The organism is Pseudomonas sp. GM48 (assembly GCF_000282335.1).
Lineage (GTDB): Bacteria > Pseudomonadota > Gammaproteobacteria > Pseudomonadales > Pseudomonadaceae > Aquipseudomonas.
In genome coordinates, this window is sequence record NZ_AKJM01000134.1 from 1 (window position 1) to 19,414 (window position 19,414).

The 19,414-nt window shown below is 57.3% G+C and carries 19 protein-coding genes; 8 read left to right on the forward strand and 11 right to left on the reverse strand.

The features are described 5' to 3' along the window. Window positions 1-152: 152 nt before the first annotated feature. Entirely contained in the window at window positions 153-845 is a 693-nt protein-coding gene (locus PMI28_RS04605) for a GntR family transcriptional regulator (RefSeq protein WP_007991041.1), read from the reverse strand. Between the two features lie 325 nt (window positions 846-1,170). Here PMI28_RS04605 and PMI28_RS04600 point away from each other — a divergent pair, with 325 nt between their 5' ends. Continuing rightward, the gene (locus PMI28_RS04600) at window positions 1,171-1,905 is read left to right on the forward strand and encodes an amino acid ABC transporter ATP-binding protein (RefSeq protein ID WP_007991043.1); all 735 of its coding nucleotides are present in this window, start codon (window positions 1,171-1,173) and stop codon (window positions 1,903-1,905) included. 22 nt (window positions 1,906-1,927) lie between these two features. Here PMI28_RS04600 and PMI28_RS04595 read toward each other — a convergent pair whose 3' ends face one another. The 7 genes from PMI28_RS04595 to PMI28_RS04565 form a co-directional block, all read right to left on the reverse strand. Continuing rightward, window positions 1,928-3,040 (reverse strand): CapA family protein, encoded by a 1,113-nt coding sequence (locus PMI28_RS04595; RefSeq protein WP_007991044.1) that lies wholly within the window; start codon window positions 3,038-3,040, stop codon window positions 1,928-1,930. 89 nt (window positions 3,041-3,129) lie between these two features. Next, the gene (locus tag PMI28_RS04590; protein ID WP_007991046.1) at window positions 3,130-4,086 is read right to left on the reverse strand and encodes an ornithine cyclodeaminase family protein; all 957 of its coding nucleotides are present in this window, start codon (window positions 4,084-4,086) and stop codon (window positions 3,130-3,132) included. Between the two features lie 160 nt (window positions 4,087-4,246). After that, window positions 4,247-4,636, reverse strand: coding sequence for a RidA family protein (locus PMI28_RS04585; RefSeq protein ID WP_007991048.1), 390 nt, complete (start codon window positions 4,634-4,636; stop codon window positions 4,247-4,249). Window positions 4,637-4,647: 11 nt separating this feature from the next. After that, window positions 4,648-5,739 (reverse strand): amino acid ABC transporter permease, encoded by a 1,092-nt coding sequence (locus PMI28_RS04580; protein ID WP_007991050.1) that lies wholly within the window; start codon window positions 5,737-5,739, stop codon window positions 4,648-4,650. Then, window positions 5,729-6,865 carry an ABC transporter permease subunit gene (locus PMI28_RS04575; protein WP_007991052.1) on the reverse strand — a complete coding sequence of 379 codons (1,137 nt, stop codon included), beginning with the start codon at window positions 6,863-6,865 and terminating at the stop codon, window positions 5,729-5,731. Before PMI28_RS04575 ends, PMI28_RS04580 begins: the two co-directional genes overlap by 11 nt. 62 nt (window positions 6,866-6,927) lie before the next feature. Next, window positions 6,928-7,950, reverse strand: coding sequence for an amino acid ABC transporter substrate-binding protein (locus tag PMI28_RS04570; protein WP_007991054.1), 1,023 nt, complete (start codon window positions 7,948-7,950; stop codon window positions 6,928-6,930). Between the two features lie 193 nt (window positions 7,951-8,143). After that, on the reverse strand, window positions 8,144-9,142 hold the full coding sequence (locus tag PMI28_RS04565; RefSeq protein WP_007991056.1) for a LysR family transcriptional regulator: 999 nt from the start codon (window positions 9,140-9,142) through the stop codon (window positions 8,144-8,146). A 199-nt stretch (window positions 9,143-9,341) separates the two neighbouring features. On the opposite strand from PMI28_RS04565, the gene PMI28_RS04560 reads away from it, so the two are divergent. From PMI28_RS04560 to PMI28_RS04530, 7 genes are all read left to right on the forward strand, one after another. Then, window positions 9,342-10,097 carry a class II aldolase/adducin family protein gene (locus PMI28_RS04560; RefSeq protein ID WP_007991058.1) on the forward strand — a complete coding sequence of 252 codons (756 nt, stop codon included), beginning with the start codon at window positions 9,342-9,344 and terminating at the stop codon, window positions 10,095-10,097. Next, window positions 10,094-11,023, forward strand: coding sequence for a 2-hydroxyacid dehydrogenase (locus tag PMI28_RS04555; protein ID WP_007991059.1), 930 nt, complete (start codon window positions 10,094-10,096; stop codon window positions 11,021-11,023). Before PMI28_RS04560 ends, PMI28_RS04555 begins: the two co-directional genes overlap by 4 nt. A 22-nt stretch (window positions 11,024-11,045) precedes the next feature. Next, window positions 11,046-12,284 carry a Zn-dependent hydrolase gene (locus tag PMI28_RS04550; protein ID WP_007991060.1) on the forward strand — a complete coding sequence of 413 codons (1,239 nt, stop codon included), beginning with the start codon at window positions 11,046-11,048 and terminating at the stop codon, window positions 12,282-12,284. A gap of 176 nt (window positions 12,285-12,460) precedes the next feature. Then, complete coding sequence (locus PMI28_RS04545; RefSeq protein WP_007991061.1) at window positions 12,461-13,789, forward strand: MFS transporter; 1,329 nt, start codon at window positions 12,461-12,463, stop codon at window positions 13,787-13,789. Between the two features lie 80 nt (window positions 13,790-13,869). Continuing rightward, on the forward strand, window positions 13,870-15,195 hold the full coding sequence (locus PMI28_RS04540) for an OprD family porin (protein WP_007991062.1): 1,326 nt from the start codon (window positions 13,870-13,872) through the stop codon (window positions 15,193-15,195). 59 nt (window positions 15,196-15,254) lie between these two features. Then, window positions 15,255-15,644 (forward strand): RidA family protein, encoded by a 390-nt coding sequence (locus PMI28_RS04535; RefSeq protein ID WP_007991063.1) that lies wholly within the window; start codon window positions 15,255-15,257, stop codon window positions 15,642-15,644. A 3-nt stretch (window positions 15,645-15,647) separates the two neighbouring features. Continuing rightward, window positions 15,648-16,265, forward strand: a complete 618-nt coding sequence (locus PMI28_RS04530) for an RraA family protein (protein ID WP_007991064.1) — start codon at window positions 15,648-15,650, stop codon at window positions 16,263-16,265. Between the two features lie 349 nt (window positions 16,266-16,614). On the opposite strand, the gene PMI28_RS04525 is transcribed toward PMI28_RS04530, so the two are convergent. The 3 genes from PMI28_RS04525 to ctlX form a co-directional block, all read right to left on the reverse strand. Continuing rightward, a complete protein-coding gene (locus tag PMI28_RS04525) occupies window positions 16,615-17,832 on the reverse strand; it encodes a DUF3422 domain-containing protein (protein WP_007991065.1) in 1,218 nt (405 codons plus the stop codon). Window positions 17,833-18,156: 324 nt separating this feature from the next. After that, on the reverse strand, window positions 18,157-18,384 hold the full coding sequence (locus PMI28_RS04520) for a hypothetical protein (protein WP_007991066.1): 228 nt from the start codon (window positions 18,382-18,384) through the stop codon (window positions 18,157-18,159). Window positions 18,385-18,467: 83 nt separating this feature from the next. After that, window positions 18,468-19,406 carry a citrulline utilization hydrolase CtlX gene (gene ctlX, locus PMI28_RS04515; RefSeq protein ID WP_050548708.1) on the reverse strand — a complete coding sequence of 313 codons (939 nt, stop codon included), beginning with the start codon at window positions 19,404-19,406 and terminating at the stop codon, window positions 18,468-18,470. Window positions 19,407-19,414: the final 8 nt, after the last annotated feature.

Genomic DNA, 19,414 nt, shown 5'->3' on the forward strand with positions numbered 1-19,414 from the left:
GCCGAACGCAGCCTCGCGGGCTCGGCAGCTGCTACAGATCGCGTTACCGCTTAACTGATTGGCATCAGGTGCGCGGGCACCTTCTTTTTTGCCTTCAGACACGAGCTTTCGCACGTTAGCCGGCATGAGCTCTAAATGCCCCGAGTCCCCGATCAGTTTTGCTCAAAGTGGTCCTTCAGGTACTCAGCCGCCTCATCCGACGCTTGCTTGAGATGCGTTGTCATCAACAAAACGGCCGCCTCCACATCTTTTGCCCGGTATGCCGCGAGGATCGCACGATGCTCGTCCTGGCTATCAATCCCCGCCGAGCGCAGCTGCATGTAGATATGCGTGTATCGCTGCGCGATGGTGTGCGCTCGGATGATCATATTTTCCAGGTGTTTCATTTGCGCAGGTGCATAAAGCGCCGTATGCAGCGTGAGGTTCCACTGACTGCTCAGGAGAGGATCATGAACCTTCTCGAACTCATCGATGATGCGCTCGACAGCATCAAGTTGCTCGGGTGTCGAGAGCGGTACCGAATGGCGGACGGCCAACGGCTCTAGAACCGCCCGTAATTCAAAGCACTCGTTCATTTCATGCAGGGAGGGCTGCGTCACCATGAAGCCACGGTTTGGCAGGAACTGCACCAGTCCCTGACCTTCAAGCTCACGTAACGCTTCGCGAACCGGCACCTTGCTGGTGTTGAGTTCTGTTGCGATCAGGTCCTGACGCAAAGGTTCGCTACCGGAAAGCGCGCCGGTGACGATGGCTTCCCTGATAACGGCCGCAACAAATTGCGGTGCGGACACACGTGCCAGCGGAATCAGACCTGCAATGTATTTCAGTGGTGATTGGTTAGACATATGACACTAAGTGGCCAGGAGCGATTTAAAGGCGTGTCTGGGTTTGGCAGATACGAGTAACAACATCGTTGTGCACGACGGTATACGATTATACGAAAACGAACAAGGACGGCATCCGCAGCCTGGTCCCCCCTCAAGCAGCAGTCCAACCCCTCTCCCCATTCATCTGAAATAAGAGCCTGATTCATCGCTTTGTTGTTGTCGTTGGCGAATCAATAATCGTATACTTTCTACAGTAGGAAGAGACTAATGCACCCTGGTTAGCCGTTTGCGATCAGGTCCTCGTCCCTCTTGCGCCATCTGCAACCACATCAGGACAACCACCGTGATCAACATAAAAAATGTTTCCAAGTGGTACGGTAACTTTCAGGTACTGAGCGACTGCTCTACCGCCATTCAAAAGAGTGAAGTCGTCGTGGTGTGCGGCCCTTCCGGCTCTGGCAAATCAACGCTGATCAAGACGGTAAATGCACTGGAGCCTTTCCAGAAAGGCGAAATTGTCGTCGACGGTATCAGCCTCTCGGACCCGAAAACCAACCTGCCCAAGCTACGCAGCCGGGTCGGCATGGTGTTTCAACACTTCGAGCTGTTTCCGCACCTGTCCGTGACGCAAAACCTGACGCTCGCCCAGATGAAGGTGCTGGGCCGTGGCCAGGACGAGGCGCTCAAGCGTGGACTGAAAATGCTCGATCGTGTTGGCCTGAGCGCCCACAAGGACAAGTTCCCGGGGCAGCTCTCAGGCGGTCAGCAGCAGCGTGTGGCAATTGCTCGTGCATTATCCATGGACCCGATCGTGATGCTGTTTGACGAACCTACCTCGGCCCTGGACCCGGAAATGGTCGGCGAGGTTTTGGACGTGATGATAAAACTGGCAAACGAGGGCATGACCATGATGTGTGTCACCCACGAAATGGGCTTCGCCAGGAAGGTCAGTGACCGTGTGATTTTCATGGACGCAGGGAAAATCATTGAAGACTGTAAAAAAGAAGAGTTCTTTGGCACCCCCGAAGCACGCTCCCCGCGTGCCAAGGACTTTCTCTCGAAGATCCTGCAACATTGATCACGCGGAGTCGCCAGGGGGCTCACCAACGCAACTCAAAGGCATTTTTCGCGCCCGGCTGGATGCGGCTGCCCAAGCGTGCGCACTCGCGAGAAAGGGTGTCGTGCAGCCATTGACGGTCATCCCCTTCAGCGCGACAGATGCGAAAGCGACACAGCCGGGTGGGTATCAGGTCCAGCGACTGCAGGTGCCCGCCCGGGTCCAGCGAGGCAAAATATAGAAGCCCCAGGTCGCCGCGAAAGGCTGAGTAGCCCTCGATGCCTTCGTAATCGTTCAGAAGATCACCGCAGCCATAGAGAATCAGGTGTTCGCGGTACACCTCGATGCCTTTGACATGGTGCGAGGAATGCCCGTGCACCACGTCAACTCCGGCCTCGTCGATCAAGGCATGGGCGAACCGGAGCTGCTCGCGCGGGATATCGAACCCCCAGTTGCCGCCCCAGTGAATGGAGGCGACCACCAGATCCCGCGGTTTTTTGCCCACGAGAATCCGTTTGGCCACATTGCGCAGGCTTTGCATCGACAGATCCTCCAGCCGCGCGACGCCCGCGCCCTTATCCGTGGCGGCCCAGTCCGACGCAATGCCGCTGTCGGGTGCGCCGAGGCCAAACACCAGCAAGCGCCGCCCGCCAGGCTGCAGCAACACGGCGGGCGCTTCGGCAGATTGCCGGTTGTGCCCGGCGCCGGCGCTGCACATACCATTGCTCGCCAGGGTCTCCAGCGTATCGGCCAGGCCGGCAGCCCCCCAGTCCAGCACATGGTTGTTGGCCAGCACGCAGCAGTCGATGCCGGCTGCGCTGATGGCCGGGAAGTTCTCCGGGCTCATGCGGTAATTGATGCCCTTTGGCTCCGGTCGTCCGCGGCGGGACACCGCAGTTTCCAGATTGATGATGCGTGCGTGTGGCTGGCGAAGTTCGAACTCATCCAGCGCAGCGCCCCAGACATAGGTGAAATCGACCGGGCGGGGAATCGAACCATTGACTCGTTCTGCCAGCCGGACGTAATCGCCAGCATTCTTGACGTAAGTTTCGTAAAGCCGCGGATCGCCAGGATGCGGCAGTACCGCGTCAATGCCGCGGGCAGTCATGACGTCGCCGCAGAGAAACAGCTTAAGCGTATCGGTAACAGCTGCCATGGCACCCTCCCGAATATAAGCCGGGGGATGTTTCCATCCCCCGGCTTATTATTACGCTGAAATAGGCAGAACGACTTCTAAGCCTCTACTCAGTTGTTCTTCATATGCAACTGATAAAGCTCATTGGCAATGGCGATATCCTCCAGCCCCAGTCCGATTGAGCGGAAGAAGGTATGGCGCTCGGGATCGGGAAGTCGGGCGGCCCCCGTCATCAGTTCGGGCAAATCCCCGTAAATACTCTCGGGCAGCCAGCCATGCTGGTCTTTTGCCAAGCGCATTTCCCCTGCACTGTCGGGCGTTGTAGCCCGGTAATCGCAATAGACGCTCATGTTCAGCAGGGATTCAGGAGGTACTTCGTGCGCCAGTGGGGCATTGGTACAAATGGACGTGATCAGCGCAGGCTTTTTCAGCACTGCAGGGTCAAGCACCGTATGACCGGCCGAGGTGCACAGCAGGATGACATCTGCATCATCAACGGCACTGGCCAGCTCGGTATGAATGCTGACGCGCGGATCGAGGTCCCGGAGTGCCTGCTGCTCGGACACTGGCAGAGCGTCAATGTTGGGTGCGTACAACCTGATATCCCCCCACTCGCGCAATGCCGAAACATGCCGGACATGCGCTTGACCCAGCCGCCCTACTCCCACTACGGCCAGTTTGCTGACCTGCGAGGGCGCAAGTAAATCGACGGCGAGCGCTGTCGTGCCCGCTGTTCGCTCAGCTGTCAATTGCCCCGAATCACAGAGCAAGCGTGGTTGTCCGTCATCCATCGACATCATCAACGTCCAGGCCGTCACCAGGGCCCCTTCCGGACGCGGGATATAGGGTGAGAGCTTTGCACCAAAGACCCGCTCCTCGGCAAGCGTTCCAAGGTAGCTGATAAAGTTGCCTTGCCCGTTGGGAAACGGATTGCGCAGTTGTGGAGGTTGCACAGCCTTTTCCTGTCCCAACGCCAGGAACATACGACGCATTGCGGACAACACATCAATCCGACCGATCAGTTTGGCCACTTGAGTTGAATCAAGTACGGCAATGTCATTATTCATCGAATACATTCCTTCATCGAGCATCTGACAGAAAACCTTAAACGTCGAAACAACTCAGTTCGAGTTCATGGGGAAGATTATTAAAACAACCAGTTAATTAGATTGTAGCGACCAAGAGAACTGTTAGTTCTTACAAAATACAACCCGCCACTTCCGTTTTCTAATGATGGGCGACGACATCGATTTCAATATCAAACGGAAATGGCCAGGGCTTGACTGCAACGAATGACCGGACAGGTGGGTTTTCAGGGAAGTACTCGCGATACACGGCGTTCACCTCATCCATCATCGATGGATCGGTCACGAAGATCGTGGTTTTCACGACGTTATCGAGGCAGGACCCTGCCGATTCAAGAACAACTTTCATCACCTGCAATACAGCGTGAGTCTGTTCAGCAATCGTGCCTCGAACAATATTCCCGGTCAGCGGATCGAGTGGCGGCAGGCCACAGGTATAAAGCATCGAACCCGAGCGAATCAGCAAAGAGGTCGGTGTATTCAAACGCCTGAGCGCGTCAGATAAAAACGGTACTTCGATTATTTCTTTCATGGAGGCATCCATTATTGATACAGGCGGGCCCTACGCTCACGTTCAATCGACGCGACGTAGTGTTGGATATACATGCAGATAACGAAGTAGATGACACCGACAAACAGATAGAGCTCCTTGTAGAACCCTTGCCAGTTTTCGTCATAAAGGCTTGATCTTGCCGATCCAAGCAAATCGAAAAGTCCGATGATCATCAACAGCGAACTGTTCTTGACGAACGCGATGGCGATGTTGGCAATCGGTTGCAGCGAATGGGCGATGACTTGCGGCAAGATCACGTAGGCATGACTGCCCCAATAGCCGAACCCCAAACTTGCCGACGCTTGGCGCTGACCGACTGGAAGTGCTTGCAGGGCACCGCGCAAGGCTTCGGAAAAGTAAGCGGCGGTGAACAGCGAGAGACCGATACCTGCCCGAAAAAGCTTGTCGAAAATAAGCTCGTCCGGAAGTATCAATGGAATGATGGCAAAGGTCATGAAGACAATGGTGATCGCCGGAACACTGCGAATCAGATCCACATAAAGCCGGCAGGGAACAGAGACAAGCGGCATCTGCGACCGACAACCCAACGCCAGCAGCACACCCAAAGGGAACGCGCAAACAAGGCCGGCAATGCTGATCAGCAGGGTGATCGGCAGTCCACCCCAACGCGCACGATCCACTGACTCAAGACCGAACAGTCCGCCACTCATCAATAGATAACCAATCAACGCGGCCAGTACCCACAGAACAATGGCTGTTGTGTGATGACGAACCCGAAACAAACACCAGAGCGCAACCGCCGCGATCAATGCAACGAAGGTGATCGGACGCCAAAGCGACTCGGGAGGATAGGCCCCGAAGAGGATGAGATTGAGTTTGGTGCCGATGAACGCCCAGCAAGCGCCTCCGTTCTGGTGGCATAGCGCGGCATCGCCGCTGAAGGTTGCATCAAGCAACAACCATTTGAAGATACCTGGGCCAACCAAGACGACGCCCCAAAGAAACAGTGCGCCGAGCACAATCCGGCTTGGCATGCCTGAGCCCAGGCCTTTCAGGCGCTGGATTAGCGTCAAGGGGGCGGGAATCGACACTTGGACACCATTATTCAGATCACCAGACATAATGTTTCTCCCAAAGACCGATTACCCGCGTCGTAATAATGTTTACCGTGACGTAAACCAGCATGAAAATGCTGATCAATTCGATGGCCTGCCCCGTTTGATTCATGGCGGTATTTCCCGCCGAGACCAGTTCCGGGTATCCCACGGCAACACCGAGCGAACTGTTTTTCATCAGGTTCAGTAGTTCACTGACTACCGCCGGCATCGCGATCCGGAACGCTTGTGGCATCACGATGTAACGCAGCACGCCAAAGTGCGTCAGGCCTAGCGCATAACCTGCTGCAATCTGTCCCTGGGCAATGGACTGCACCGCCCCACGGATCGCTTCGGCTATATAAGTGCCCGTGTACACCGAGAGCCCGATGAACATACTCATGAACTCGGGAGAAAAATGCCCGCCGCCGCCGATTGAAAACTTGCTTGCCGTGGGCCACTCAAATGTCATTTGCCCGGACCACAGGGCATAGGCCGTGGACACAAAAGCAATCAGGCTCAGGAGTATCAGTAAGGCACCCGGATTTTTCAGTGCGCTGCCACCGGTCCTCACGCTTCTCAAGAGAAACGCCACGAGGGTGCAAAAGATCGCGACAATCGCCGTCAATGCAAAGGGGGTCGGCCACGGGAAATTGATCCCGCGATTGCTGATGAATAGGCCCGGTACCGGTTCCAGAGCCTCCCGGACTACCGGTAAACCGTAAGTAAAAACAGCGAACCAGAAGAACAACTGCAGCAGCAGCGGCGTATTGCGGATCGTCGAGACATACACTTTGGCAATTCGTCTGGCCAGGCCGAATTTGGATAACTGAGCCAGCGCCGCCAATACCCCGATCAGCACGGAGAACACAATGGCGCAGAGCGCCACTTTCAACGTGTTTGAAAACCCCGCGAGCAAGGCGTACGCATATGACTTGTCACCGCTGAAAGCAATCATGCTTTCACTGAGGTCGAAGCCGGCGCGAGTCCACAGAAAGCTGAACCCGGTATTGATCCCTTTCTGTGTAAGGCGCTCGTTGATCACGTGCCCGAAATACCAAACCGCAATCACGACAGCCGTGAGTACTACAAGCTGGACCAATACCGTGACTGCCCGGTGTTGGTGTTTAACTGCGCCATCTCTTGCCGACATGACCTTCACCTCTCGTTTCTGATTCGCCATCTATGCGGCGTTTGAGCCATTCACATCACGGATCAGAAAAGCGGGGCGTACAGCAGACCACCGTCCGACCACAGCGAATTCTGGCCACGCTTCATCTGCAAGGGCGTGTTTGCACCCACGTTGCGCTCGAAGATTTCTTTGTAGTTGCCTACCGCGGAGATGACATTGATCACCCAGTCATCCTTGAGACCCAACCCTGCCCCTACACCAGGCGTTACACCCAGAAGGCGCCGGATGTCCTCGTTGTTACTGGTGAGCATTTGTTTAACGTTTTCTTTGGTGATACCCAGTTCTTCTGCAGTAAAGGTTGCGAAGACTGTCCACTTGACGAGGTCTGCAAAGTGCTTGTCATCGCCCCGGACGACCGGACCCATTGGCGATTTCGAGATCACATCAGGAAGGATGGCGTAGTTTTCAGGGTTGCCCGAGTTGAGCCGGATAACCGCCAATTGCGACACATCGCTGGTGATTACATCGCAGCGGCTTGCGAAAAAGGCCGAGAAAAACTCAGTCCCGCTTTCGATCACCACAGGTTTGAAGGTGATCTTCAACTTATCGAAGAAATTGCGAACTACATACTCGCTGGTTGTGCCCTGCTGAATGCAGACCGTAGCGCCATCGAGTTCTGCCGCTTTGGTGACGCCCAGTTTCTTGTTGATCAGAAAGCCTTGGCCGTCGAAGAAATCCACCACCGGAAATTGCAGCCCCATCGTGGTATCGCGCGTCAGGGTCCAGGTGCTGTTCCGGGAGAGGACATCCACTTCACCATTCTGCAGCGCCGTGAAACGTGCCTGATCGGACAGCGGGACGAACTTGACTTTCGGCTTCTCGAATATCGCCGCCGCAAATGCTTTGCAGAAATCCGCATCGAACCCCTGCCAATCACCCGCACTGTTGGGCGCACCAAAGCCGACCAGGCCAGGGTGCACACCACAGACAAGCACTCCCCGCTCTCGAATTTTCGACAAGGTATCGGCCTGTACCGGTGCAGAAACTGCCAATGAAAGCCCTAGGGCTGCTGCGGTAGATGCGAAAAGAACTCTTAGACGTGTCATCAGCTTCTCCACTCGGTAGAAAGTATACGATTTCAAGCTATATGACTTTAAGAGCGGCTGTCAAGCCACAAGAATGGTGACGTCAGTAATTTATTTTGAGTTTAGATCGGGTGCGATGCGAGGTGACTGATCACCGGTGTGGGTCGCAATGCGCAGACCCCAATCACCGATGATGCCAATCAAACAGTCAGTCTTACTTGCCGGGTTCTTGATCGACGGATTGCTCTGCAACTGCAATGGCATGCTGGAAACTTTCAAGAAATACGGTTTCTGCATGGGTCATTTTTTGCTCGCGGTTCCACAGCAAGTGAATGTCCACATCGGAGACACCGTCCCTGGGCGGCAGGCGCCAGAGCATGCCGTTGTACAGGTCAACATCGAGCAGGTGCTCCGGCAAACAGCCGATACCAAATCCTGCGATCACCAACCTGCGGATTTCTTCAAAGTTTGATGACGAAGCGACGATCTTGCCGGTGAAGCCCTGTTGGTCACGAAACACGGTAAGCGGCGAAAGATTGCCGCCAATCTGGTCGCTCGTGAAGCTGACAAAATTTTCCCCTTGCAGCTCAGCCAGATCGAGGCCCCGTACGCCAAAAAAGCGATGCCGTTTTCCGCAAAAGAAGGCATATCGCTGACGTATCAGACAACGTTGCTCAAGCTTGGGTTGAGCGATACGACATAAACCGACACCAACGGTGGCGGTCTTCTGCATCAGCGAACTGAGAATGTCGGAGCTGCGCAGAACCTCTATTTCCAACTCCACACGCGGATGATTGAGATGAAAATTCGCGAGAAAATCATCATAGACCGTCGATTGCACCCGACTGATCGAGAGCAGACGCACCTTACCCACCACATCATCCTGGGGGCCTTCGATGGCCGAGCCGATGCGCGACACGTTGCCATACATCTCTTCGGCAATTCGCAGTATTTCTTCTCCTGCCTCAGTGAGATCGAAGCGTGGTCCCTTGCGCGAAATCAAGGCGCACTCCAACTGCTCTTCCAGCCGCTTGAGCGATTGGCTAACGGCCGATTGGGTGATGAACAACCGCGCCGCAGCACGGCTGATGCTCCCTTCCTGGCCAATCGCCAGATACGTGCGCAATAAATTCCAATCCAGACGATCGTTGAGGAAACGCCGCCCTCCCCATCTAGCCTGCATCAGCTCTTCATTTGAGTTTTTGCTGCTCATCTTGATGTCCATTATTAGCGTGGCTTAATCAGCGCTTAAGAATTAGCAAATTGCTTAATTATAGAGGCTACGAGATAAAGCACGAAGGCGCCAGAGCTACGCGTCATCCAGGGCATTTCGGTGGGTGATGAATGGGGCGGCACCCTCTTGGCCAGCCACCGTTACCGCAAACCAATTTGCGCATTAACAAGGAACTCATATGTACACACCCGACAACTTCGACCCCACCGAGTGGAAGGCACGCTGCGAGCTGGCCGCACTGTATCGACTGGTTGCGTACTTTCGCATGACCGACCTGATCGACACCCACATCACCCTGCGCATTCCAGGCCCTGAACACCACTTCCTGATCAACCGCTACGGCGTGATCTTCGATCGCATGAAAGCCAGCGACCTGGTGCGCATAGACCAGTACGGTCAGGTGGTGGGCGGTGCGAACGAGCGTACTCGTGTCAATGCCGCAGGCTTCGTGATTCATTCGGCGATCCACATGGCCCGCCCGGATCTCAACTGCGTGGTGCATACCCATACCGCAGCCGGTATGGCCGTCGCCGCCCAGGAGCAAGGCTTGCTGCCGATCAGCCAGCATGCGCTGAAGTTCTACGGCAAATTGGCTTATCACACCTATGAAGGCATTGCGCTGTCGCTGGCCGAGCGTGAACGACTGGTCGCCGACCTGGGGCCACACAAGGCCATGATCCTGCGTAACCATGGCCTGCTGGCAGCCGGAGGCAACGTGGCTGAAGCCTTCCACGAAATCCACTTCCTGGAGCGCGCCTGCCAGGCGCAGGTCGCGGCGCTGGCCGGTGGCAGCCAGTTGGTCTACCCCAGCGAAGAAGTCTGCCAACACACTGCAGAACAGTTCGGCCGCGACGAAGCCGAGGAGATCATGGGCCTGAGCTGGAATGCCGCCTTGACCTTGATTGAAGACCAGCGCGAGTCCTATTGCTCATGAACACGATCGTACTGCTGTCGCGCGACAGCATCCTGCTCGGCCAGCTCCAGGCGGCCTTTGCCCGTCAGGCGCCGGACATACGGGTGGTACTGGCCGATGACCCGGTCGCCAGTGAAGCACAAGTCGCCGCATGTTGGTTCCCGCCGGCCAACAGTTTGGGCGCGCTGCCCAATCTGCAACTGGTGCATTCGGTCGCCGCGGGTGTCGATCATTTGCACACTGATCCCAGCTGCCCGAATTTGACCGTGTGCCGAGTGGTCGATCCCGCGCACCGCCAAGGCATGACCGAGTACGTACGCTGGGCGGTGATTCACTATCACCGGCGTTTCGATCAGGTCTTGCAGCAACAACCTGACCAGCACTGGCAGCGCCCGATACAGATTCAGGCCAAGGACTTCAAGGTTGGTGTGATGGGCCTGGGTTCGCTGGGCGCAGCCATTGCCGAAGACCTGGCCAGTGCCGGCTACAGCGTCCGCGGCTGGGCGCGCAGTGTCAAAAACATACCCAACGTGGTCTGCCACAGCGGCGATCGGGAGTTCAGCGGCTTTCTCCAAGGCCTCGATCTATTGATCAACCTGCTGCCGTTGACCCCGGCTACCCAGGGCATTCTCTGCACTGAAACCTTCGAGGCCCTGGCGCCTGGTGCGGTGATCGTCAACTGCGGTCGCGGTCAGCACGTACGCATTGACGATCTACAACAGGCATTGAGCAGCGGTCAGCTGCGCGGCGCTGTGCTCGACGTCTTCGAGCATGAACCCCTACCGGTCGATGATCGCCTGTGGTGTATGCCCGGGGTAATCGTTACGCCACACATGGCCTCGGCGGCGTCCCACGACTGCATTGCCAGCCAGATCGCCGAAAACGCGCGCCGGCTGGCGCGAGGCGAACCCCTGAACAACCTGGTCGATACGTCCCTGGGCTATTAAGACACGCGACAAGAGGTGAATGATGAAAGTATCCAAGGTCAACGGTGAGCGCCTGTGGAGCAGCCTGATGGACATGGCCAAAGTTGGTGCCACCGAGCGCGGTGGCAACTGTCGCCTGGCCCTTTCCAGGGAAGACCTGGCCGGTCGCGAGTTGTTCATGGGCTGGTGCCGTGAGGCCGGCCTGAGTATCGCGTTCGACGCCATTGGCAACCTTTTCGCCCGCCGCGAAGGCCAGGACAACAGCCTGCCGCCAATCGTCATGGGCAGCCACTTGGACACCCAGCCAAAAGGTGGCCGCTTCGATGGTATCTACGGCGTGCTGAGCGGACTGGAAGTGGTGCGTTGCCTGAATGAACAAGGCATCGAAACCCGCCGGCCCATCGAAATTGCCGTGTGGACCAACGAGGAAGGTGCGCGCTTTACTCCGGCCATGTTCGGCTCGGCGGTGTTCACTGGCATTCTGCCGTTGCAAACGGCATTGGATGCCCGTGATGCCAATGGCATCAGCGTCGCTGAGGCCCTGACCGATATAGGCCAGAGTGGTGAACTGCCCCTGCAGCGAGCCTTCGATTCTTACTTCGAAGCCCATATCGAACAAGGCCCAATCCTGGAAGACAACGGCCTGCCGGTGGGTGTCGTCACCGGTGGCCAGGCGATCTGCTGGCTGGATGTACAGGTTGGCGGTGTCAGTGCCCACGCCGGCACCACACCCATGCCGTTGCGCAAGGATGCCCTGTTCGGCGTCGCGGAAATGGCCAGCGTGCTGGAATCCATCGCCAGAGACTTCGCGCCCAAGGGGCTGGTCACAGTGGGCCAGCTGGAGATAGCCAAGTCATCGCGCAATACCATCCCTGGCCGGATCAACTTTACTGTCGACCTGCGCCACCACGAAGACCAGCAGATTGCCGCAATGGAGCAAGCCGTATACGAGCGTTTGCAAATCGTGGCTGACAAGCGCGGTTTGAGTCTGGCGATCAGTCGTCACTGGCTCAGCCCCGCGACACCCTTCGATGCCGATTGCGTGGCTGCCGTGCGTTCGGCAGTCCAGTTGCTGGGTTACCCCCATCAAGACATCGTCAGCGGTGCCGGGCATGACGCCATCCACCTCGCCAGGCATTGCCCGACCACGATGGTTTTCATTCCCTGTGTCGGTGGCCTGAGCCACAACGAAGCCGAAGACGCCTTGCCTGACGATGTCCGCATGGGCTGCGACGTATTGCTCAATGCGGTACTGCAGCGAGCTCGGCATCTGAGCGACTGATTATGTAAGCAACACCGAACCTCTGAGGTCGCGTCATCCACACGACCTCGGAGGCAGGACCCGCTTGTGCCTGAAAAACAATAAAACCGATCTCGAGCTACAGCATCACCGTTACTCACACTGCCAACCAATAAATCAATCCACTGAGCCCGACGCTCAACTTGGAGAAAAAAGGCATGAACAGCTCCGCGTGCATCCAGACCGCTACCCTGACGGTCGAACCCAGCGTCAACATGAAAAAAGTCGCCGTCGCCAGCGTCATTGGCACCACGGTGGAATGGTACGACCTGTTTGTTTTCGCCACGGCTTCGGCACTGGTGTTCAACAAGATCTTCTTTCCGGCGTTCGATGCCTTGATCGGCACCCTTCTGGCGTTCGGCACCTTTGCTTCGGCTTATGGTGCGCGCATCGTCGGAGCTGCCTTGTTCGGCCACTATGGCGACAAGCTTGGGCGCAAATCGATGCTGCTGATTTCGCTATTGACCATGGGCGCGGCAACCTTTGCCATCGGTCTGTTACCGGATTACGCCAGCATTGGCATCTGGGCACCGATCCTGCTGTTGACCCTGCGGATCATTCAAGGCCTGGCCCTGGGCGGTGAATGGGGTGGTGCGGTGTTGATGGCCGTCGAGCATGCCCCCGCCAACCAGCGTGGCTTGTATGGCTCATGGGTACAGATCGGCGTACCGGCCGGTACCATGATTGCCAACCTGGCCTTCCTCGCGATCGCCTGGCTGCTGCCCGCTGAAGACATGCTTGCCTGGGGCTGGCGCATCCCGTTCCTGGCCAGCGTGCTGCTGATTGCCGTGGGCCTGTACATCCGCCTCAACATCACCGAAACCCCTGCGTTCCACAAGGCCAAAACCTGCGAGCCGCAAATCAAGCTGCCGCTGGCCGAAGTCTTCAGCAAATACTGGAAGCAAGTCCTGCTCGGCGGCGTGGCAACCATGTCGACCGGCGCATCTTTCAACATCATTGTCGCCTTTGGCCTGACCTATGGAACCCAGACCCTGGGCTTCAGCCGCACCATCATGCTCAGCGTGGTACTGGCCTCCTGCGCGCTGTGCATCGTGCTCTTGCCAGCCTTCGGCGCACTGTCCGACCGCTTCGGCCGCAAGCCGGTGATCATCGCCGGTATCGTCGGTGAAGCGCTGGTCGCTTTCCCGATGTTCTGGCTGATGGATACTCGCGAGCTGCCACTGGTGTTTCTCGGCTATGGCCTGTTGATGACCGCGTTCGCCGCCAACTACGGGCCCATCGCAACCTTCCTCGCCGAACTGTTCGGCACCCGTGTGCGTTATTCCGGCCTATCGGTGGCTTACATGCTTTCCGGGCTGCTGGGCAGCGCGGCCACGCCTATCGTGACCACGGCCCTGCTGGCGATGACCGGCAAAGGCTCGTCAGTGGCCTGGTACCTGGTCGGCTCTGCGGTCATCTCCCTGATTGCCCTGCTGCTGCTGACCGAAACCTTCAAGCGCGACTTGAGCGCTGGGCGGGCTGAATAGCACCAAGTGACCCACAACAAAAATAAATCCACCTGCACTTGATCCTGCTGCCATTCACGCACCCTCTGGATTCGTACACCATGGAAAAAACCCTGCACCTTTTTGGCATGAGCGCCGGCGCTTGCCTTTTGACCCTGAGCCAGGTCGCTTCGGCTGATTTCATTAGCGACAGCAAGGCCACACTGGGCCTGCGTAACTTCTACTTCAACAACGACTACCGCGACCGGCCCGGCAGTGCCGGTCAGAGCAAGACCGAGGAATGGGCGCAGGGGCTCATGCTCAATTACACCTCCGGTTTCACCGACGGCACCCTCGGGTTCGGCGTCGATGCGCTGGGGCTGGTGGGGCTGACACTGGACAGCGGCCAGGGCCGCCATCGCGGCAGCTCGATGATCCCGACTGATGGTGATGGCGCTGCCGATGAATGGAGCCGTCTGGGCATGACCGCCAAAGCCCGTTTGAACAAGACCGAAATGCGTTACGGCACGCTGACGCCCAAGCTGCCGATCCTGATAGCGAACGACGGTCGCCTGTTGCCACAGACCTTTGAAGGCGGCCAGATTACCAGCAGCGATCTCGACAAGCTGACCTTGACCGCCGGCCGTCTGGAGCACGCTACCGGGCGTGGTTCCAGTGATAGCACCGGGTTGGCGGTCAGCGGTGGGCGTCAGGAGAGCAACCGGTTTCTCTTCGCCGGTGCCGACTACAAAGTCACTAAAGACCTGATCGCACAGTATTACCTGGCCAATCTCGAGGACTACTACACCCAGCACTTTTTCGGACTGCAGCATGTGCTCGCACTGGGCGAAGGCCAGTCGTTGAAGACCGACCTGCGCTACTTCGATACATCTTCCGACGGCGCCAACAGCACGGCCAGCGGGCGGGCTGACGGTTTCCGGGTCGGTGGCTATAGCCGAAACGGTGCCGGTGAAATCGACAACCGCACCTGGAGCGCCCTCTTCACCTACAGCCTTGGTGGCCACGCGTTGACCGGCGGTTACCAGAGCGTTTCCGACGGCAGCAACTTCGTCCAGCTCAACCAGGGATCCCTGGTGGACAAAGGGGCCGGTGGCGCAAGCCTGTATCTGTTCACCGACCGCATGCTCACCAGCTTCAACCGGGCCGGCGAACGCACCTGGTTCGGCCAGTACGCCTATGACTTCGCCGCCTCGGGCGTACCGGGCCTTCGCGCGTCGATGGTTTATCTCAAAGGCAGCCAGATCAAGACCACTTCTGGTAGCGATCAGCAGGAATGGGAGCGTGACCTGGCCCTGGATTACGTTATCCAGGACGGCACGTTCACAGGCCTGGGTTTCGGTTGGCGCTATGGCGTTCTGCACTCCGAAGCCGACGCCAATCAGGACCAGAACCGTCTGATCGTCAGCTACACCCTGGCATTGTTCTGATTCACCGGCCCGCCGCCCATGCCGGGTCGGCGGGCCTCTATTCTCAGCGAGGTTCATACATGAAACGTATCCAGGCAGCACCCGGCACAATCGGTCCGGTCGGTCCTTACTCCCAGGCAGTGGTCAGCGGCCATCTGGTGTTCACTGCCGGTCAAATACCCGCCACAGGCGGACTGGACCAGCAACCCGAAGGCTTCGAAGAGCAAGTGCGCCAGACCTTGCGCAACCTGGAAGCCATCCTGATCGCGGCAGGCTCGGACTTCGATCACGTGATCAAGGTTAACGGCTATCTCACCGATCCTGCTCAACTGGAGCCCTTCAACCGGGTCTATACCGAGGTGCTCGGCCATGCGCCGCCGGCACGCACCACAGTCTGCGTGGCACTCTGGGGGGTGGCACTGGAAATAGATTGCGTGGCCGAACTCATTGACTGCGCGCCGCAGAGGTAAGCCATGAACGCCTCTACTCAATTGCTTGAAAAGCTCCATCAGGTCAGCTTCGCCACCCTCGGGCATCTGCTCGAAGACGGCTTTGTCAGCACCGAGATTCGCTCCATGCTGAGCGCCGTCAAGGTGGTAGGTCGTGCCGTGACGCTGAGCGTCATCGATGCCGATGCCATTGCCGTCAACCGCGCCTTGGCAAGCCTGCAAGACGGCGACGTGCTGGTGATTGACATGAACGGTGATCGACGTCACGCCTGCGTCGGTACGGTCACCGCCTGTGCGGCTCAAGCGCGAGGCGCCAGAGCCATCGTGGTCGATGGCCTGGTGACCGATATCCTTGAACTGCGCGAAGCCGGACTGCCCATTTTCGCCCGCGGTACCAACCTGCTGACCACCAAGCTGCACGGCAACGCCGAGAGCCGCTTGAATGTCCCGGTCCAGTGCGGCGGGGTTCAGGTGAACCCGGGTGATCTGGTGCTGGGTGACGATAACGGCTTACTGATACTCGACAGTCAGGCACTTGCCGCAGTCATCGACCAGGCACTGGCCAGTGATCGTGCAGAACCCGGTCTGCTGGATCGCCTTGAAGCCGGAGAGTCAATAGCATCCGTACTGCGTGTTCAGTGATTGGTTGCTTGTAATGTAGCCAACGATTCCGGTGCCGCGAGTCAACATGGAGTGGGCACCTGGATCGGTCAGTGAGACCTGTTTATCCAGCGATTTGTTTCTCCGGCTGCTAGTTCTGTGTAACGCAGAAGCAGTGTACGACGGCTAAGGAGCGACGCGTATCTTCACGAACACCACGTTGGCACCAACAAAATCGACTAAACCCGCTGAACGATTTAGCCAATCTGTTGCGTCGACCGGTTCAATCCACAACCATAAGCAGTCACTCAGCGACATTCAATAATGTGTGTGCTTTCCCGGGTGTTTAAGACCATATGCACTGGTAAATTAAGACTGCACGGTCATCGTCTCAATGCTCTTTGACTTTCTTGATGCGAAGCACAATCAACGCGAGAATACCGATCGCGAGCGGCGCCATTACCAGCATGGCCTCTCGCGGGGTCACCTCAACGCCAAGCAGGTGAACCCCTGAGTAACCCAGCTTGAGCAAGCTGAGCAGGTAGTAGGTAATGGCAATAATCGACAGCCCCTCCACTGCGCGCTGGATCTTGATCTGGGCATCGGCGCGAGCATTCAGGCTTTTCAGGATTTCCGAGTTCTGTTCCTCCATTTCGACCTGAACCCGTGCTTGTAACAGATCGCCCAGATTGGCCACGCTTTCGGCCAGGTGCTCCAGGCGCTGTTCGGTGGCGGTGCAGTACCTGACGGTAGGTTTGAAGCGGCGCTCGATAAATACGCCCAGGCGTTGGCAATCACCTACGTGACTTTCCCGCAGCTCCCCCAAACGTTCGAACACCAATTGCGCATAGGCTTGCGTGGCACTGAAGCGGTGCCGGGTTTTCGCAGCGCTGCTCACCACTTGAGCAGAAAGGTTGGAAATATCCGCAAGCAGGGGTTTCGCATTACTGCCGTCCGGGTCGGCGTTCCGTTCGGAAAGGGTGACCAGGGTCTTGTCGAAAACATCGAGCTGCGCGCTCAAGTCTTTGGCCATGGTCAAGGATAACGAGGCCATCATCCTGTAGGTCTCGATTTCCAGCAGGCGGCGTATCATCCGGCCCTGGCGGTAGGCATTCAGGCGCCGGTTGACGAACAACATGTGGTTGTTGCCCTCCTCGCTCAGGCGAAAATCACTCCAGACCATGGCATCGCCACCCCCCACGCACGAACCGCTCGGATCCTTGAAGCCGTACCGGGACAGATCCAGGCCGGTTTCACCACGCACTACAATCTGCACCGAGTTGATCAGGGCCGGCAAATGCACTTCGACCTTTGACGCCAGCACCTCGGGCAGCGTTGTCCAGGACAAGTCATCAGAGGATGAAGTGACCACCAGTGTCAGGGTGAAAAACTCGGCATGGCGCTCCCATTTCAGTGCATGGCCATCGAGTCGGGTAATACCTTGGGCGGCATTCAGGTCGAGGGTGCCAGGGCAGCATTGTTCAAGGAATGCATTGCACGCCTGATCGCTGCCGAGGAAGGCCAGATGAAACACATGGGCCGGCTCATCGAAATACAGTGACGGGCGCGCGTGTAGTTCGTTGTGCAGGCTTAGTCGTAACGGGTGCATGTTGTATGGCCATGTTGGAGTTGTTTTTGCCGCTTGCGATGAATGCCCACCCGAGCCAGATGCCGAAGCTTTCAGGGCATTATCGACTGCTGTTGTGGGTAGGACAGTTTGTCGAACTCACAAGTCACTGCCAGGCCATGAACGTTGGCAAGGTACGGCGCCGTCCGTGGGGAACCCGGTCTGGAGTCGAAAGAGCGAGACGCGAATGAGTAATCGAGTTTCCTTCAGTAGTAGAGAAGCACTGCCGTCCCTGGCAAGCACCTCTCATACCGATTCCGTTGCCGGCGCTGTCACTCACAAGCTCCGGTTCAGCTATGCCGATGACTACTGCTCGGGATAGTAGCGCCGGGCTTGTTCGACCGAGATGTATTGGTTTTTTACATCATCCTGGATAGCCTCCAGGCTCCGCGCTTTTGCCTGCCCCCAACCACCGCCGTTGGCAGTGACCAGACGCAGCAAATCGCCTTTTTCAAGCCCCACACGATTGGCTCGACTGAAGCGCTCGGTTGGCCCCTGTGCGCGAATGACCTTGAGCATCAACGTCGCGAACACGCTCCAAGGCCTCGACAGCTCCGCAAGCTAAAGACCATCATCACCACCTGACAAGGGTGGGGATGATGTACGTCTCGTTGAGGTTACTTTCGAGGAGACAGGTGGATACCTGCGATCATGCAGCGAACAGAGCCTCCGGCCATTTCAATGGTCGGAACGTCCAACGGCACTAACCTGGCCGACCGCTCGATACGTTGACGCTGCTCTGCCGTGAGGCTGTTGAAGGCTCTGCGCGAGAGGGCCAGGATTCGACCGTCTCGACCAGAGAGCTCGATTGCGTTGCCGGCAAACTCGTTGATCTGTTGGTTGGTCAGATCGATGACATCTCGACCTGACTCCATCAAACGCATACGAACCTCTTCAGCACGAGCCTTTTTCGTGAATGTGCCGAAACCCACCAGGGCGAATTCAGTCGCGACACACATCAAGACGTTGGTGTGATAGATCGGCACCCCTTTCTCGTCCGCCGTGTCGAACACCATGGGCTCGAAGTTGAAGTGGGTGCTGAACCGCTCCAGGGCAATCGGATCAGCTCGGTTCGAGCGAGCCGTGTACGCCACCCTGGACATGTGATCGAACACCATGGCTCCGGTGCCCTCAAGGAACAGCTCATCCTGTTCAAGGCCCGAGTAGTCGATCACGTCCTGAACCCGGTACTCCTGCTTGAGCATCTCGATGACATCGGCGCGCCTCTCCCGACGGCGGTTCGGTGAGTACATCGAGTAGATCGCGATGTGACCACCTGGGTGGGTCGAGAACCAGTTGTTCGGGAAGACGGAGTCCGGGGTGTTTTTCTCACCGAAGTCATCAAAGAGATGAACCCGCACACCCTCAGCTTCCAGCCGCTCTGCGGCCTGAGTGACCTCATCACGCGCAACCTCAGAAAGGGCATGCGCAGCGATATCAGAATTTGAGCTCTGGAAGGAGTTATCTGCAGCCGTTTCCGGGTTAGGGGTGAAGGCGTGTGGCCTGACCATCACTACTGCAGCGGGCGCTTGAATCGAACGCGTTGGAAATGCCATCAAGAAAT

Excerpts from the sequence above, each read along its gene's own strand:
- PMI28_RS04605 (WP_007991041.1), bottom strand. The coding sequence starts at position 845 with ATGTCTAACCAATCACCACTGAAATACATTGCAGGTCTGATTCCGCTG.
- PMI28_RS04595 (WP_007991044.1), bottom strand. The coding sequence starts at position 3,040 with ATGGCAGCTGTTACCGATACGCTTAAGCTGTTTCTCTGCGGCGACGTC.
- PMI28_RS04590 (WP_007991046.1), bottom strand. The coding sequence starts at position 4,086 with ATGAATAATGACATTGCCGTACTTGATTCAACTCAAGTGGCCAAACTG.
- PMI28_RS04585 (WP_007991048.1), bottom strand. The coding sequence starts at position 4,636 with ATGAAAGAAATAATCGAAGTACCGTTTTTATCTGACGCGCTCAGGCGT.
- PMI28_RS04580 (WP_007991050.1), bottom strand. The coding sequence starts at position 5,739 with ATGTCTGGTGATCTGAATAATGGTGTCCAAGTGTCGATTCCCGCCCCC.
- PMI28_RS04575 (WP_007991052.1), bottom strand. The coding sequence starts at position 6,865 with ATGTCGGCAAGAGATGGCGCAGTTAAACACCAACACCGGGCAGTCACG.
- PMI28_RS04570 (WP_007991054.1), bottom strand. The coding sequence starts at position 7,950 with ATGACACGTCTAAGAGTTCTTTTCGCATCTACCGCAGCAGCCCTAGGG.
- PMI28_RS04565 (WP_007991056.1), bottom strand. The coding sequence starts at position 9,142 with ATGAGCAGCAAAAACTCAAATGAAGAGCTGATGCAGGCTAGATGGGGA.
- PMI28_RS04560 (WP_007991058.1), top strand. The coding sequence starts at position 9,342 with ATGTACACACCCGACAACTTCGACCCCACCGAGTGGAAGGCACGCTGC.
- PMI28_RS04555 (WP_007991059.1), top strand. The coding sequence starts at position 10,094 with ATGAACACGATCGTACTGCTGTCGCGCGACAGCATCCTGCTCGGCCAG.
- PMI28_RS04550 (WP_007991060.1), top strand. The coding sequence starts at position 11,046 with ATGAAAGTATCCAAGGTCAACGGTGAGCGCCTGTGGAGCAGCCTGATG.
- PMI28_RS04545 (WP_007991061.1), top strand. The coding sequence starts at position 12,461 with ATGAACAGCTCCGCGTGCATCCAGACCGCTACCCTGACGGTCGAACCC.
- PMI28_RS04540 (WP_007991062.1), top strand. The coding sequence starts at position 13,870 with ATGGAAAAAACCCTGCACCTTTTTGGCATGAGCGCCGGCGCTTGCCTT.
- PMI28_RS04535 (WP_007991063.1), top strand. The coding sequence starts at position 15,255 with ATGAAACGTATCCAGGCAGCACCCGGCACAATCGGTCCGGTCGGTCCT.
- PMI28_RS04530 (WP_007991064.1), top strand. The coding sequence starts at position 15,648 with ATGAACGCCTCTACTCAATTGCTTGAAAAGCTCCATCAGGTCAGCTTC.
- PMI28_RS04525 (WP_007991065.1), bottom strand. The coding sequence starts at position 17,832 with ATGCACCCGTTACGACTAAGCCTGCACAACGAACTACACGCGCGCCCG.
- ctlX (WP_050548708.1), bottom strand. The coding sequence starts at position 19,406 with ATGGCATTTCCAACGCGTTCGATTCAAGCGCCCGCTGCAGTAGTGATG.